This is a genomic window from Streptomyces sp. BK340 (assembly GCF_007827595.1).
GTDB lineage: Bacteria > Actinomycetota > Actinomycetes > Streptomycetales > Streptomycetaceae > Streptomyces.
The window spans coordinates 143,835-158,053 of record NZ_VISR01000002.1 but is presented as its reverse complement, the minus strand read 5'-3'; the positions used below and the strand labels follow the sequence as shown (position 1 = coordinate 158,053).

The following is a 14,219-nucleotide window of genomic DNA, read 5'->3' as shown; positions in this document are numbered from 1 at the left end:
GTCATCAGGGGAACGGACGGGAACGATCACAAGTGCCCGGCGAACCGGGCCACTTCGGCCAAGGTCAGCTGAGGGTCTGCAGCGCGGCCGCGTCGTAGGCCTTCAGCTCGTCGAAGCGGTCCGCGAGCACCTTCGCCGCCCACTCCGGGTCCTGGAGCAGCGCGCGGCCGACGGCGACCATGTCGAACTCGTCGGCCTCCAGGCGGTCGAGCAGGTTGTCGATGCTCTTGACCGGGGAGCCCTCGCCCTGGAAGGCGTTGATGAAGTCGCCGTCGAGGCCGACCGAGCCGACGCTGATGACCTGCTTGCCGGTGAGCTTCTTCGTCCAGCCCGCGAGGTTCAGGTCGGAGCCGTCGAACTCGGGCAGCCAGTAGCGGCGGGTGGAGGCGTGGAAGACGTCGACGCCGGCGGCGGCCAGCGGGGTCAGGATCGCCTCCAGCTCCTCGGGGGTCTCGGCGAGACGGGCGGCGTAGTCCTGCTGCTTCCACTGCGAGAAGCGGAAGATGATCGGGAACTCGGGCGAGACGGCCGCGCGGACCGCCGCGACGATCTCCGCCGAGAACTTGGTGCGGGCCACCGCGTCGCCGCCGTAGGCGTCGGTGCGGCGGTTGGTGCCGGCCCACAGGAACTGGTCGAGGAGGTAGCCGTGGGCGCCGTGCAGCTCGACGCCGTCGAAGCCGATGCGCTCGGCGTCGGCGGCGGCCCGCGCGAACGCGGCGACGACGTCGTCCAGGTCCTGCTGGGTCATGGCCTTGCCGGTGGGCTCGGCACCCTCGGTGACCAGGCCGGACGGGCCGACCGCCGGAGCGTCCGCGACCGGCGGCTCACCCTGCTTGCGGACCATGCCGATGTGCCACAGCTGCGGCACGATCGTGCCGCCCGCCGCGTGCACGTCCTCGGCGACCTTCGCCCAGCCGGCCAGCTGCTCCTCGCCGTGGAACCGGGGCACACGGTCGCTCTGCCCGGCCGACTCGTGCCCGACGTACGTCCCCTCGGTGACGATGAGACCGACACCGGCGGCGGCACGGCGCGAGTAGTACGACCGCACGTCCTCGCCGGGGACGCCGCCCGGGGAGAACATGCGGGTCATCGGCGCCATCACGATCCGGTTGGGAACCGTGAGCCCGTTGAGGCTGATCGGGCGGGAGAGGATCTGGGCCGCGCGGGAGGCGGGAGGCGTCGTGTCGGTCACGTGGGGGCTCCTCGAGTGCTGCTCGGTCTGACCGGCTGGTATGTGCATACGCATTGTTGCACTGCCTCAAGGAACCACCTATGCGGTGCGATACATTCCAGGTCCGGGCCGGCCACCTTGTGATCCCGGCCACGCCCGCCGGCCCTCAGGGCAGCTCGGCCGCCGCGCGCGAGCGGGCGTCGCGGTTCAGCCGCCGCACCCTTGCGCGCAGCACCTCACCCGGCGCCGCCTCCCCCAGCTCCTCGGGCGGACAGTCCCACTCCCGGCCGCCGCCCACGGGCCTGAGCTGCACATAACCTCCCACGCGCGCCATGACCTCACCGATCCGCCCGCTCCGTACGTCGACGGCGTACGTCCCGATCTCCCCGGTCACGCATCCCCGCCCGGCCGCCGCAGCACCGCCGCCAGCCGCGAGGCCACACCCAGGTTGCAGCGGCCCAGGTCGACGAGGGCATAGGGGTGCCCATGGGCGCCGGTCACCGGGTCGATCCGCAGCGAGGGGAGGATGATCCCCGCCTCGTGCAGTGCCGAGCGCAGCCGCTCGACGGCTTCCGCCGCGGAGCGGGCGGGCCGGCCGTCCGCCGTCATTTCCTTCACGTTCATTGCGCCAATTCCTCCACGCTGAGTGTTCACGTTCACTACACAGCGTGGCCGTCGGCGCTCTAGCCTGGCTAGATACAGCGTCCCAACAACCCTGCTTGTACGACCCGGGAGTTGCCATGGCAGGACCGAAGGACCTCGATCCGTCGTCGTCGCCCCGCGCCTTGCTGGGCGCCGAGTTACGGCATGCGCGCGAGCGGAAGGGACTGAGCCAGGAGCAGCTGGGCCAGAGGCTGTTCGTGAGCGGGTCGTTCATCGGGCAGCTGGAGGCGGGGACTCGGCGGATGCAGCCGGAGTACGCGGAGCTGCTGGACGAAGTCCTGGAGATGGGAGGCTTCTTTGCGCGGAACTGCAAGGCGGCGGCCCGGTCGAAGTACGAGGAACACTTCGCGGAGGCGGCGGAGGTCGAGGCGCAGGCCACGGCGATCAGGCAGTACTCCCCACTCCTGATCCCCGGACTGCTCCAGACTCCCGCGTACGCGCGAGCCGTGAACCGCGCGTACGACCCGACGACACCAGAGGAAACCGTCGAGGAGTGGACGGAAGGCCGGATGGCGCGGACACGCCTGCTTGACCATCCAACAAAGCCGTTGTTGTGGACTGTTCTTGACGAGGCGGCATTGCATCGGGAAACCGGCGGCCGGACGGTGATGGTGGAGGCCCTGCACCACATCGCAGGCCTGACCCGCCGGAACCGGGTCATTGTGCAGGTGCTGCCGTTCAGCGCGGGAGCCCATGCCGCGATGCAGGGTGCCTTGAAGCTGATGGAGTTCGAGGACGCCCCTCCGCTGGTCTTCTTCGAGGGGGTGCGCAACGGGCGACTGGAGGACGACCCGGCCACCGCCACCCATCTGAGGTTCACGTTCGACCTCCTCGTGGCCTCCGCACTCTCGCGAGAGAAGTCTCTGGCCCTGATCGAGGCGTTGGCGCAGGATTACACGCATGAGGAACATCCCTGACCTGAGCACGGCGACCTGGCACAGGTCGAGCTACAGCCAAGGCGGTAGTGACTGCGTGGAAGTCACCCACGACTTGCCCGCCCTCATCCCCATCCGCGACTCCAAGGCCCCTCAGGGCCCGAAGCTCGCGTTCCGGGCCGAGGCGTGGTCTGCGTTCGTCGAAGACCTGAAGCGGGCCTAGCCGAGGCTCAAGCGCCGAGCTCCGAGCCCTCTTTGCATGGAATGGGAGGTGGGTTCAACCCACCCTCCCACCCTGCGAGTTGACTTGGCGCGACCGACTTGCGACGGACAGTCACAAGCCTCTAACGTCCCGCATAACGAACAGCCCCCGTCAGGTGCTACCAACACCTGCGGGGGCTTGACCAACGAGATCGAAGGACGCGATCCCGTGGCTGACGCCAAGCTTAGTGCTGCCCTCCTGCCCGCGCACGCATCCCCGCACCCGATGGCCAATCCGGGTTACGGCAAGCGCTCCGCGCCGGACCAACTCCCCCGCACCAAACACGACTTCGCGCGCTTATCGCCCCGCGAAGCCGCCATCGCCGCGTACGTCGACCGCCTCCCCGAAGGCGCCGACATCTCCGTGAAGACACTGGCCAAGCAGCTCCCGTACGGCCAGTGCGCGCTCCGCACCGCCCTCAACCGGCTCCAGGCGGCAGGGCACTTACGGCGAGGAAGAGAGCGGCTGGAGACGGAAGGCGCCGGCTCGCGCTGGATCACCCGATCGTGGTGGTCCCGTACCGCGCGCGACGACGGCTGGTGGGCGGCGTTCACACGCGGCGACGTACCCGAACCGGAGCAGCCACCGGACGAACGCGCCCGCCCCACCCGCTCCCGCGCCCACATCCTCCTCGCCGCCCTGGGCCGTACGGCCCCGGTCCTGTCCCTCTCCGCCGCCGACTGCACGGCGCTCGCCCCGCTGGTGGAGGAGTGGTTCGCGCGCGGGGCCACCGAGGAGATGCTCTTGGCCGCGCTGACCGCAGGGCTACCGACACCCGTTCACAGCCCGGCGGCCCTGCTCCGCCGCCGGTTGACCGACAAACTCCCGCCGGAACCACCCTCCCCACGCCCACCCCGCCGGGTCCTGGAGTGCACGGAGTGCGGAGTACCGGGGCGTCCGGAAGCACTGCCGGGGGGTGTGTGCGGCGGCTGCCGAGGCGAACGCGCTCCCGCGCACCCTCGTACGCCCCTGCCCGCCCCCGCAGTCCACGCCCGCGTGGGTGAGATCCGGGCTGCGATGTCCGTACGACGACGCGAAGGGACACCCGTATGAGCGCACCGCACACAGTCGCAGGTGTGTACAGTTTTTCCATGGAGACGTATCCGCTCGTGGAAGCCCGCAACCAACTCGGTCAGCTCGTGGGCCGGGTACGGCACGGTCAGGAGCACATCCTGATCACGGAATACGGCAAACCCGCGGCCGCGCTCATCCCCATAAGCGAACTGGAAGAGCTTCAGCGCCTCCGCGACGAGGCGGACATCGCCGAAGCGCACGCCCGTGAGGTCGCTCCCTCTGGGCCCTCGATGCCGCACGACGAATTCATGGCCCAGCTTGAAGAGGAAGACCGGACAGGGGCCGCTTCGTGAGCTAGGCGGTGGTGTGGGAACACCACGCCATGAACGAATTCCGGCGGCTGCGCGCCATCGATCCCGTGGGCGCCAAGGCAGCTGCTGCCGCCGTACGCGCACTGGCCGACGATCCTCGTCCGGAAGCGGCTCACGCCTCGGGCGCCTCCGGCTACTACCGGCTGCATGTCGACACCTGGCGGATTCTCTACCGGCCGGATGGAGACACCATCACCGTTCATGTACTGAAGGTCGGCCGGAGCACCTGACACCGGGCTGTACCCGACACGCCCGAGGGCGGCACCCCCAGCCAGAAGCTGGAAGCACCGCCCTCGGTCCGAAGGACAGGCGATCAACCGTCAGGTCGATCAGAAGTCCATGTCACCGCCCGGCATGCCGCCCGGAGCGGCCGCGGCGGCCTTCTCCGGCTTGTCGGCGATGACGGCCTCGGTGGTGAGGAACAGCGCGGCGATGGAGGCGGCGTTCTGCAGGGCAGAGCGGGTCACCTTCGCCGGGTCGATGATGCCCTCGGCGACCAGGTCGACGTACTCGCCGGTCGCGGCGTTCAGGCCGTGGCCCGGGGTCAGGTTGCGCACCTTCTCCACCACGACACCGCCCTCGAGGCCGGCGTTGACGGCGATCTGCTTCAGCGGGGCCTCCAGGGCCAGCTTCACAGCGGCGGCACCGGTGGCCTCGTCGCCCTCGAGCTCCAGCTTCTCGAAGACACCGGAGGTCTGCAGCAGGGCCACGCCACCACCGGCGACGATGCCCTCCTCGACCGCGGCCTTCGCGTTGCGGACGGCGTCCTCGATGCGGTGCTTGCGCTCCTTGAGCTCCACCTCGGTGGCGGCACCGGCCTTGATGACCGCGACACCGCCGGCGAGCTTCGCCAGGCGCTCCTGCAGCTTCTCGCGGTCGTAGTCCGAGTCGCTGTTCTCGATCTCGGCACGGATCTGGTTGACCCGGCCGCCGACCTGCTCCGAGGAGCCGGCACCGTCGACGATAGTGGTCTCGTCCTTGGTGATGACGACCTTGCGGGCGCGGCCCAGGAGGTCCAGGGTCGCGTTCTCCAGCTTGAGGCCGACCTCCTCGGAGATGACCTCGCCGCCCGTGAGGATGGCGATGTCGCCGAGCATGGCCTTGCGGCGGTCACCGAAGCCCGGGGCCTTGACGGCGACGGACTTGAAGGTGCCACGGATCTTGTTGACGACCAGGGTCGACAGGGCCTCGCCCTCGACGTCCTCGGCGATGATCAGCAGCGGCTTGCCCGACTGCATGACCTTCTCGAGGAGCGGGAGCAGGTCCTTGACGGAGCCGATCTTGGAGTTCGCGATGAGGATGTACGGGTCCTCGAGCGACGCCTCCATGCGCTCCATGTCGGTCGCGAAGTAGGCGGAGATGTAGCCCTTGTCGAAGCGCATGCCCTCGGTGAGCTCAAGCTCCAGACCGAAGGTGTTGCTCTCCTCGACGGTGATGACGCCTTCCTTGCCGACCTTGTCCATGGCCTCGGCGATCAGCTCGCCGATCTGGGTGTCGGCGGCGGAGATGGACGCGGTGGAGGCGATCTGCTCCTTGGTCTCGACGTCCTTCGCCTGCTCCAGCAGGGCGGCGGAGACGGCCTCGACGGCCTTCTCGATACCGCGCTTCAGAGCCATCGGGTTGGCGCCGGCGGCGACGTTGCGCAGGCCTTCCTTGACCAGGGCCTGGGCGAGCACGGTCGCGGTGGTCGTACCGTCACCGGCGACGTCGTCCGTCTTCTTGGCGACTTCCTTGACCAGCTCGGCGCCGATCTTCTCGTACGGGTCCTCGAGCTCGATCTCCTTGGCGATGGAGACACCATCGTTGGTGATCGTGGGGGCACCCCACTTCTTCTCGAGGACGACGTTGCGGCCCTTGGGGCCGAGCGTCACCTTCACGGCGTCCGCGAGCTGGTTCATGCCGCGCTCGAGGCCGCGCCGCGCCTCCTCGTCGAACGCGATGATCTTGGCCATGTGAAGTGGTCCCTCCAGGACTGGGGGTGATTCCTTCGGACCGCGCCCGCGCCCGCGACGGACGGCTCGCCGACCTGTGGTTCCTTGCCCCACCTGGCCTGCGGGCCTCACCGACCCGGTCCTTCTTTGTCACTCTCACCTTCAGAGTGCTAACGCAATGATTAGCACTCGACCCCCCCGAGTGCAAGCGCCTCGGGCATGCCGGAGGGGGCGCTCAGCCGCGCGCGAACAGGGACACCGGGCACGACGAAGGGTCCGTACCCCAGGAGGTACGGACCCTTCGAAGATGAACAGAAGAACGTCGCTGTCAGTCGACGCGTGCCTCAGCTGGTCGCCAGCCGGACCATGTCCGCCTGCGGGCCCTTCTGACCCTGCGAGATCTCGAAGTCGACCCGCTGCCCCTCTTCCAGGGTGCGGTAACCGTCCATCTGGATCGCGCTGTAGTGGACGAAAACATCCGCACCACCGTCGACCGCGATGAAGCCGTACCCCTTCTCCGCGTTGAACCACTTGACGGTGCCCTGAGCCATGCCTAACTCCCCTATTACTGGCCCTTGCACAGATCCACACTTCGCGGACCCGGGTCAGACCTCACCCCCCATTGGTCGGGGGCGTGCGCCGGAACGCGTCGACCGCGGCTGAATGTATCTGTCCAACTGCCCTCTGCAACAGGTCAATCGGACGAGAATTCTGGACGAGCACGATCCGGAATCTGCCGAGAATTCGCCCGAATTCAGGGCAAGTCGGGCTCCATAAAAGGCGCAAAAGGCGCATACTCCGCGTGCACTTTGGCTGCTTCTCACCGGGCGTAAGGCATGATTCCGGGGCTCGTGACCCGCAGATCCGGCACGCGTTCCCCAACCTTACCGCGCTCAATCACACAGAATGGCCCCCTCCGCTTCTCTCACGGAGGAGGCCATTCGATGAACATTCAGTAACCACGGTTACCGAAGGTAATAGTCCACTTTTGATCAGCCGCCGGCGACGGCGGGAATGATGGAGACACCGGCACCGTCCGGGGTCGCCGTCTCCAGCCCCTGCTCGAAGCGGACGTCGTCGTCGTTGACGTACACGTTGACGAAGCGGCGCAGCTTGCCCTGGTCGTCGAGAACCCGGGCCGCGATGCCCGTGTGGTTCTTCTCCAGGTCCTGGATCACCTCGGCGAGGGTCCCGCCCTCGGCGGCGACCTCGGCCCGGCCGCCCGTGTAGGTGCGCAGGATGGTGGGGATGCGGACGGTGACGCTCACGATGAAACCTCCGGTCAGGCGAAACGAAAGGACGGGGTAGGACGAGGTCCCTAGACGAGCCCCGCGTCGCGGAACGACTCGAGGGTGGGACGGATCGTCGCGGTGAGCCCCGTGCCCGCCACCGCGTCCAGCGTCTTGAGGCCGTCACCGGTGTTGAGGACCACCGTCGTCAGGGACGGGTCCAGCACACCGTCCTCGATCAGCTTCTTCGTCACGCCGACCGTCACACCGCCGGCGGTCTCCGCGAAGATGCCCTCGGTCCGGGCCAGCAGCTTGATCGCGTCCACGACCTGCTCGTCCGTCACGTCCTCCACCGCGCCACCGGTACGGCGGGCGATGTCCAGGACGTACGGGCCGTCGGCCGGGTTGCCGATCGCCAGCGACTTGGCGATGGTGTTCGGCTTCTGCGGGCGGACCACGTCGTGACCGGCCTTGAAGGCGGTGGACACCGGCGAGCAGCCCTCGGCCTGCGCACCGAAGATCTTGTACGGCCGGTCCTCGACGAGCCCGAGCTTGATCAGCTCCTGCAGACCCTTGTCGATCTTCGTGAGCTGGGAGCCGGAGGCGATCGGGACCACGATCTGGTCCGGGAGCCGCCAGCCGAGCTGCTCGCAGATCTCGTACGCCAGAGTCTTCGAGCCCTCCGCGTAGTACGGCCGCAGGTTGACGTTGACGAAGCCCCAGCCCTCGCCGGCCGGGTCACCGATCAGCTCGGAGCAGAACCGGTTCACGTCGTCGTAGTTGCCCTCGATGCCGACCAGCTCGCCGCCGTAGACCGCGGCCATGACGACCTTGCCCTGCTCCAGGTCGTGCGGGATGAACACGCAGGAGCGGAAGCCGGCGCGGGCGGCGGCGGCGCCGACGGCGCCGGCGAGGTTGCCGGTCGAGGAGCAGGAGAGCGTGGTGAAGCCGAAGGCGCGCGCGGCCTCCAGGGCCTGGGCCACGACCCGGTCCTTGAAGGAGTGCGTCGGGTTGCCGGAGTCGTCCTTCACGTACAGCCCGCCGGTGACGCCCAGCTCGCGGGCCAGGTTGTCGGCCTTGACGAGCTTGGTCCAGCCCGGGTTGATGTTGGGCTTGTCGGCCACGTCGGCGGGGACGGGCAGCAGCGGCGCGTAACGCCAGATGTTCGCGGGGCCGGACTCGATACGCTTGCGCAGCTCTTCGGTGTCGTAGGCGGCGAAGTCGTAGGCGATCTCCAGCGGACCGAAGCACTCCTCGCAGGCGAACACCGGCCCGAGGGGCACCCGGTGGCCGCACTCGCGACAGCTCAGGGCCGTGGCGGGGCCGAGGTCTACGGTGGGATTGCTGGTGCTTGCAACTGTCTGCACAGCCATGGAGGCGAGGCCCTTTCTCCTCATCTTCCTCACGACGCATCTCGCCGTGAGACGGATTTGGCACCTTCCCTAGCCGGGAGCCTCGCTGGAGAACGAGAACCGACTGGAGGGTTGCCGGGGCTTCATCGGGCCGTTTCCCTCTGCCCCTCTGGATGAGCTGTATGTGGTTGTCAACGCTCGTTGACCCTGACATGCGATGGTCACCGGCGTTGTTCAAGACTGTAACCGAAGGCCAGGACAGTTGAGATAGTCGTCCGAACCGCGAGATGGATCACACGGTCACACCATGTGATCACGACAGTGAGGAGCCGCAGACCGTGCTGGAAGAAGTCGAGCGCTGGCTGGCCACCCGCTCCTGGTCCGTGACCGATCGTCCGCTCCACCGGATACTCGCCGCCAAGCAGCGCACCGGTCAGTCCGTCTCCGTCGTCCTGCCCGCCCTGAACGAGGAGAAGACGGTCGGCGACATCGTCGCGATCATCCGTCACGACCTCATGCAGCAGGTCCCGCTCGTCGACGAGATCGTCGTCGTCGACTCCGGGTCCACCGACCGCACCTCCGAGGTGGCCGCCTCGGCGGGCGCCCGCGTCGTCCACCGCGACGAGATCCTCCCGCGCATCCCGGCCGTCCCCGGCAAGGGCGAGGTGCTGTGGCGCTCGCTGCTGGTGACCGGCGGGGACGTCATCTGCTTCGTCGACGCCGACCTGAAGGAGTTCTCCTCCGACTTCGTCTCCGGCATCGTCGGCCCGCTGCTCACCGAACCGGGCGTCGACCTGGTCAAGGCGATGTACGACCGCCCGCTCGGCGGCGCGACCGGACAGGGCGGCCGGGTCACCGAACTCATGGCCCGTCCGCTGCTGAACATGCACTGGCCGCAGCTGGCCGGTTTCGTGCAGCCGCTCGGCGGCGAGTACGCGGCCCGCCGCTCGCTGCTCGAACAGCTCCCCTTCCCCGTCGGCTACGGCGTCGAGCTGGGCATGCTGGTCGACGCCCTGCACCTGGTCGGCCTGGACGCCCTCGCCCAGGTCGACGTCGGCGTGCGCAAGCACCGCCACCAGGACGGTCAGGCGCTGGGCCGGATGGCCGCGGCGATCTACCGCACGGCACAGCTCAGGCTCGCCCGCGGACACCTCGTGCGGCCGTCCCTCACCCAGTTCGAGCGGGGCGAGGACGGGTTCGAGCCACGCACCTACTCGGTGGACACCGAGGAGCGGCCGCCGATGGCGGAGATCGCGGAGTACGCGGCGCGCCGGGTGGCGTGAAGCGCGCACGAGAACGGCTGTATACAGCCCCCTTCCGGGGCAGACCGTACGTTTGAGCGTTTCCGGGCCGGGCTAGGTTGAGGCGTATGGCTTCCACCCACGGTGCTGAGGTGCTGGTCGCGTCCAATCGCGGCCCGGTTTCGTACGAGGTCCTCGAGAACGGCTCGCTGCGTGCCAAACGGGGCGGCGGCGGGCTGGTCTCGGGTCTGTCGGCCATCGGGCCGGACACCGACGCGGTATGGGTGTGCGCCGCGCTGGGCGACGGCGACCGCGAGGCGGTTCGGCGCGCGGGCGGCGGGCTGCTGCCGGCCGAGGAGACCGGCGGGCAGCGGGTGCGGATGCTCGACATCGACGCGACCGTGTTCTCCGACGCGTACAACGGCATCGCCAACTCGGTGCTGTGGTTCGTCCACCACATGCTGTACCAGACCCCGCTGGAGCCGGTCTTCGACGCGGAGTTCCGGCGGCAGTGGGCGTCGTACGAGGCGTACAACCGCGCCTTCGCCGAGGCGCTGGCCGAGGAGGCGGCGGACGGCGCCGCGGTGCTCATCCAGGACTACCACCTGGCCCTCGCCCCCCGGATGCTCCGCCGGCTCCGCCCCGACCTGCGCATCGGCCACTTCTCGCACACCCCGTGGGCCCCGCCGGACTACTTCCGTCTGCTGCCCGACGACATCGCGGCCGAGCTGCTGACCGGCATCCTGGGCGCGGACCGGGCCGCGTTCCTGACCCGGCGGTGGGCGGACGCGTTCACCGACTGCTGTCACGCGGTGCTGGGCCCCGGCATCCCGTCCGGGACCCGGATCGGTGTGCACGGGCTCGGCGCGGACGCGGACTTCCTGCGCGAGCGGGCGCACCGGACGGACGTGGACGAGCGGATGGCCGCGCTGCGGGAGGAGATCGGCGAGGGGCGCCGGACGATCGTCCGGGTGGACCGCACCGAGCTGTCCAAGAACATCGTGCGCGGCCTGCTGGCGTACCGGCAGCTCCTGGAGGACCACCCCGAGTGGCGCGAACGGGTGGTCCACCTCGCCTTCGCCTACCCGTCCCGGCAGGACCTCGCCGTCTACCGGGAGTACACGGCCGAGGTGCAGCGGGTCGCGGAGACGATCAACTCCGTGTACGGGACCGAGGGCTGGACGCCGGTCGTACTGCACGTCAAGGACGACTTCGCCCGCTCCCTGGCCGCGTACCGGCTCGCGGACGTGGCGCTGGTGAACCCGATCCGGGACGGCATGAACCTGGTCGCCAAGGAGGTGCCGGTGGTCTCCGACGAGGGGTGCGCGCTGGTGCTGTCGCGGGAGGCGGGGGCGTACGAGGAGCTGGGCGAGGACGCGATCGTGGTGAACCCGTACGACATCGGGGGCACGGCGAACGCCTTGCACGAGGCACTGAGCCTGCCGGCGGGTGAGCGGGCGGAACGCTCGAAGAGGCTCGCCGTGGCCGCCACGGCACTGCCGCCCGCCCAGTGGTTCCTGGATCAGCTGGGTGGACTGGAGCGGTAGCGGGTCAGGGCATGCGTGCTGCCAGGGCTCGCAGGAGGGCCACGACTCCCTCCGGGCCGTCCACCACCACGTCCGCCCGTTCGGCCAGTTCGGTGACCTCGGTGCTGCCGCTGCAGACCAGGAGGCCGGGGACGCCGTCGGAGCGGAGCTTGTCGACGGCCGCGTAGGCGGGGAGGTCGCCGAGGTCGTCGCCGGCGTAGAGGACGGACCCGGCGCCGGTGGCGCGGACGTGGTCGAGGAGGGCGACGCCCTTGTCCATGCCGGGCGGGCGGAGTTCGAGGACCAGCCGGCCGGGCTCGACGATCAGGCCGTGCCGGGTGGCGAGGTCGGCGAGGGGGGCGCGCAGGGCCTCGAACGCGGCCTGCGGGTCGTCGGCGCGGCGGGTGTGGACGGCGACGGCGCGCCCCTTCTCCTCGATCCAGGTGCCGTGGCCGGTGCCGACGCGGTCCAGGAGGCCCGGCAGCTCGGCGCGGACCGCGGCCACGCCGGGGTGGGGCGGGGGCGCGGTGACCGTGTTCGTCGCGGCGTCCCAGCGTTCGGCGCCGTAGTGGCCGAGGACGACGAGGTGCTCCAGGCCGGAGGTGCCCGCGAAGCCGCCGTGCCGGACCGCCACCTCGGCGGGTCTGCCAGTGATCACGGCGACCGAGGCGACCTTGGGGGCGAGGGTTGCCAGTGCGGGGACGGCGTCGGGGTGGGCTCGGGCCTGCTCGGGGTCTTCGACGATCGGGGAGAGCGTGCCGTCGAAGTCGAGTCCGATCACTGCTGAGCGGGGCTTCGCGAGCAGCGCCTGCAGTCCATCCCGGCCGGCCTTGGTCGCCGGGGTCGGCAGAAGGTCCATACGGCGACAGTATCCAGGGCGGGCCGTGGTCACTCCTGGGGCTCCGCCCCTGGACCCCGTTTCCCACCCGTCCACCCGACTCGGTCGGCTGAGAAGGCGCCCTGGCCGACTGGGGTGGGTCGGCGCCGGGGCCCGGGGGCTCAGCGCTCCGAGCGGCGTGCCTCCCGGACCCGGCGCAGGCGGTTCACCGTCACCGGGTCCAGGGCCAGGGCCCGCTCGTCGTCCAGCAGGGCGTTGAGGAGCTGGTAGTAGCGGACCGGGGAAAGGCCCAGTTCCTCGCGGATGGCCCGTTCCTTCGCGCCGGGGCCGGGGAAGGTCCGGCGCTCCAGCGCGAGGACCGCCTTTTCGCGGGTGCCCAGTTCCATGAGGGTCACCGTAACGCCGGGCGGTGACAGCCGGGTCAGCTCGCGTCGCTGCTGTCCGCCTCGGTCGCCGTCGCCTGGAGGCGGGTCAGGACGCCGGAGGGGCTGCCGCCGGGGGTGACCGCCTGGCCGATCTCCTTCTTCACGGACGCGCTGACCGTCGCCCAGGAGGTCTTGCCGACGGGGTACAGCTCGGAGATCGGGAGCTGGTCGAGGAAGGGGTGCAGGTCCTTGTCGGGGGCGGAGTCCGACTCGGTCATGGTGTTGGACGCGGAGCCCGTGACCGGGAGGAGTCCGTACTCGCGGGAGAAGGCGAGGACGTTCTTCTGCTCGTAGACGAAGTCGAGGAAGTCGCCTATCTGCTCGGCGTGCCCGTGCTGCTTGAAGCCCATCATCCAGTCGGTGACACCCATCGCGGCCTTGGCCTTGCCGGTGCGGCCCGGCATCGGGACCGTGCCGAAGCGCACACCCTTCTTGGCGGCCTGCTGGATCAGCGTGGGATGCCCGTTGAGCATGCCGACCTGGCCGTCGGCGAAGGCGGCGAAGGCGTCCGCGCGGTTGAGCTTGCCGGGGGCGACCGGACCGGTCAGGCCCTTGCCGACCAGGTCGTCCCTGAGCCAGGTGAACGTCTCGACGTTCTGCGCCGAGTCGATGGTGTAGGTGCCGACGTCGTCGGTGTAGCCGGCACCGCCGCTGAGCAGCCACTGCATGGTCTCGGCCTGCGCCTCCTCGGAACCGAGCGGGAGCGCGTAGGGGTACTTCACCCCCTTGTCCTTGAGCGCCTTCGCGTCGGCGGCCAGCTCGCTCCAGGTGGTGGGCGGGGTGATGCCGGCCTCGGCGAAGAGGGTCTTGTTGTAGAAGAGCACCCGGGTGGAGGCGGCGAACGGGATGCCGTACTGCACGTGCTTCCACTCGCCCGCGTCGGAGAGCGGGGAGAGGAAGTCGGCCTGGGTGCGGATGGAGAGCAGGTCGGAGGCCTGGTAGAGCTTGCCCGCGGCCGCGTAGTCGGCGTAGGCGCCGATCTGGGCGATGTCGGGCGCGTCCCCGGCGTCGACCATCTCCTTGACCTTGCGGTCGACGTCGTTCCAGGAGTAGACGCTGACCTCGACCTTCACTCCGGAGTGCTGGGACTCGTACGCCTCGGCCAGCTTGTCCCAGTACTTCTTCGAGCTGTTCGCCGCGGAGTTGCCGTAGTCGGCCGCGACGAGTCTGAGGGTCACGTCGGAGGAGCCCGTACTCCCGCAGCCGCCGAGGACCGCCGTCATGCCCAGTGCGGACACCACCGCGATCGTTCCTGCCGTACGCCGACGCACCCTCAAAGCCCCAACCCTGCTGTCTGACCGTTCAATATGTGGACACATAA

Annotated in this window: 17 protein-coding genes and 1 riboswitch; of the genes, 7 read left to right on the top strand and 10 right to left on the bottom strand. The window is 69.5% G+C overall.

The genetic code is table 11. The features are described 5' to 3' along the window. Positions 1-64 precede the first annotated feature (64 nt). The 3 genes from FB157_RS04085 to FB157_RS04075 all read right to left on the bottom strand — a co-directional run bounded on the left by FB157_RS04085 (position 65) and on the right by FB157_RS04075 (position 1,795). Positions 65-1,192: an NADH:flavin oxidoreductase gene (locus FB157_RS04085; RefSeq protein ID WP_145876029.1), complete on the bottom strand. Its 1,128-nt coding sequence runs from the start codon at positions 1,190-1,192 to the stop codon at positions 65-67. A gap of 145 nt (positions 1,193-1,337) precedes the next feature. Then, on the bottom strand, positions 1,338-1,565 hold the full coding sequence (locus tag FB157_RS04080; RefSeq protein ID WP_145876027.1) for a hypothetical protein: 228 nt from the start codon (positions 1,563-1,565) through the stop codon (positions 1,338-1,340). Continuing rightward, positions 1,562-1,795: a hypothetical protein gene (locus FB157_RS04075; protein ID WP_145876025.1), complete on the bottom strand. Its 234-nt coding sequence runs from the start codon at positions 1,793-1,795 to the stop codon at positions 1,562-1,564. Before FB157_RS04075 ends, FB157_RS04080 begins: the two co-directional genes overlap by 4 nt. A 116-nt stretch (positions 1,796-1,911) precedes the next feature. On the opposite strand from FB157_RS04075, the gene FB157_RS04070 reads away from it, so the two are divergent. From FB157_RS04070 to FB157_RS04050, 5 genes are all read left to right on the top strand, one after another. Continuing rightward, entirely contained in the window at positions 1,912-2,751 is an 840-nt protein-coding gene (locus tag FB157_RS04070; RefSeq protein ID WP_145876023.1) for a helix-turn-helix transcriptional regulator, read from the top strand. Beyond that, positions 2,735-2,932: a DUF397 domain-containing protein gene (locus tag FB157_RS04065; RefSeq protein ID WP_145876021.1), complete on the top strand. Its 198-nt coding sequence runs from the start codon at positions 2,735-2,737 to the stop codon at positions 2,930-2,932. Before FB157_RS04070 ends, FB157_RS04065 begins: the two co-directional genes overlap by 17 nt. Positions 2,933-3,196: 264 nt before the next feature. Next, entirely contained in the window at positions 3,197-4,024 is an 828-nt protein-coding gene (locus tag FB157_RS04060; protein WP_145876771.1) for a hypothetical protein, read from the top strand. A 38-nt stretch (positions 4,025-4,062) separates the two neighbouring features. After that, on the top strand, positions 4,063-4,338 hold the full coding sequence (locus tag FB157_RS04055; RefSeq protein WP_186581338.1) for a type II toxin-antitoxin system Phd/YefM family antitoxin: 276 nt from the start codon (positions 4,063-4,065) through the stop codon (positions 4,336-4,338). A gap of 8 nt (positions 4,339-4,346) precedes the next feature. Next, positions 4,347-4,586 carry a type II toxin-antitoxin system RelE/ParE family toxin gene (locus tag FB157_RS04050; protein ID WP_315903805.1) on the top strand — a complete coding sequence of 80 codons (240 nt, stop codon included), beginning with the start codon at positions 4,347-4,349 and terminating at the stop codon, positions 4,584-4,586. 99 nt (positions 4,587-4,685) lie between these two features. On the opposite strand, the gene groL is transcribed toward FB157_RS04050, so the two are convergent. From groL to thrC, 4 genes are all read right to left on the bottom strand, one after another. Continuing rightward, a complete protein-coding gene (gene groL / locus FB157_RS04045) occupies positions 4,686-6,308 on the bottom strand; it encodes a chaperonin GroEL (RefSeq protein ID WP_145876015.1) in 1,623 nt (540 codons plus the stop codon). Between the two features lie 323 nt (positions 6,309-6,631). Next, positions 6,632-6,838, bottom strand: a complete 207-nt coding sequence (locus FB157_RS04040; RefSeq protein ID WP_019057200.1) for a cold-shock protein — start codon at positions 6,836-6,838, stop codon at positions 6,632-6,634. Positions 6,839-7,279: 441 nt separating this feature from the next. Beyond that, complete coding sequence (locus FB157_RS04035) at positions 7,280-7,555, bottom strand: MoaD/ThiS family protein (RefSeq protein ID WP_145876013.1); 276 nt, start codon at positions 7,553-7,555, stop codon at positions 7,280-7,282. A gap of 50 nt (positions 7,556-7,605) precedes the next feature. Further along, the gene (gene thrC / locus FB157_RS04030) at positions 7,606-8,889 is read right to left on the bottom strand and encodes a threonine synthase (protein ID WP_186581337.1); all 1,284 of its coding nucleotides are present in this window, start codon (positions 8,887-8,889) and stop codon (positions 7,606-7,608) included. Positions 8,890-8,906: 17 nt separating this feature from the next. Continuing rightward, positions 8,907-9,048: riboswitch (SAM riboswitch) on the bottom strand. 158 nt (positions 9,049-9,206) lie between these two features. Here thrC and FB157_RS04025 point away from each other — a divergent pair. Both FB157_RS04025 and FB157_RS04020 read left to right on the top strand, forming a co-directional pair. Next, positions 9,207-10,151, top strand: a complete 945-nt coding sequence (locus FB157_RS04025; protein WP_145876011.1) for a glucosyl-3-phosphoglycerate synthase — start codon at positions 9,207-9,209, stop codon at positions 10,149-10,151. 86 nt (positions 10,152-10,237) lie between these two features. Next, the gene (locus FB157_RS04020) at positions 10,238-11,656 is read left to right on the top strand and encodes a trehalose-6-phosphate synthase (RefSeq protein WP_145876009.1); all 1,419 of its coding nucleotides are present in this window, start codon (positions 10,238-10,240) and stop codon (positions 11,654-11,656) included. A gap of 4 nt (positions 11,657-11,660) precedes the next feature. Here FB157_RS04020 and otsB read toward each other — a convergent pair whose 3' ends face one another. From otsB to FB157_RS04005, 3 genes are all read right to left on the bottom strand, one after another. Beyond that, positions 11,661-12,494 (bottom strand): trehalose-phosphatase, encoded by an 834-nt coding sequence (otsB, locus tag FB157_RS04015; protein WP_145876008.1) that lies wholly within the window; start codon positions 12,492-12,494, stop codon positions 11,661-11,663. A 140-nt stretch (positions 12,495-12,634) separates the two neighbouring features. After that, complete coding sequence (locus FB157_RS04010) at positions 12,635-12,859, bottom strand: DUF3263 domain-containing protein (protein WP_145876006.1); 225 nt, start codon at positions 12,857-12,859, stop codon at positions 12,635-12,637. A 35-nt stretch (positions 12,860-12,894) separates the two neighbouring features. Next, positions 12,895-14,139, bottom strand: a complete 1,245-nt coding sequence (locus FB157_RS04005) for an extracellular solute-binding protein (protein ID WP_145876005.1) — start codon at positions 14,137-14,139, stop codon at positions 12,895-12,897. Positions 14,140-14,219 lie beyond the last annotated feature (80 nt).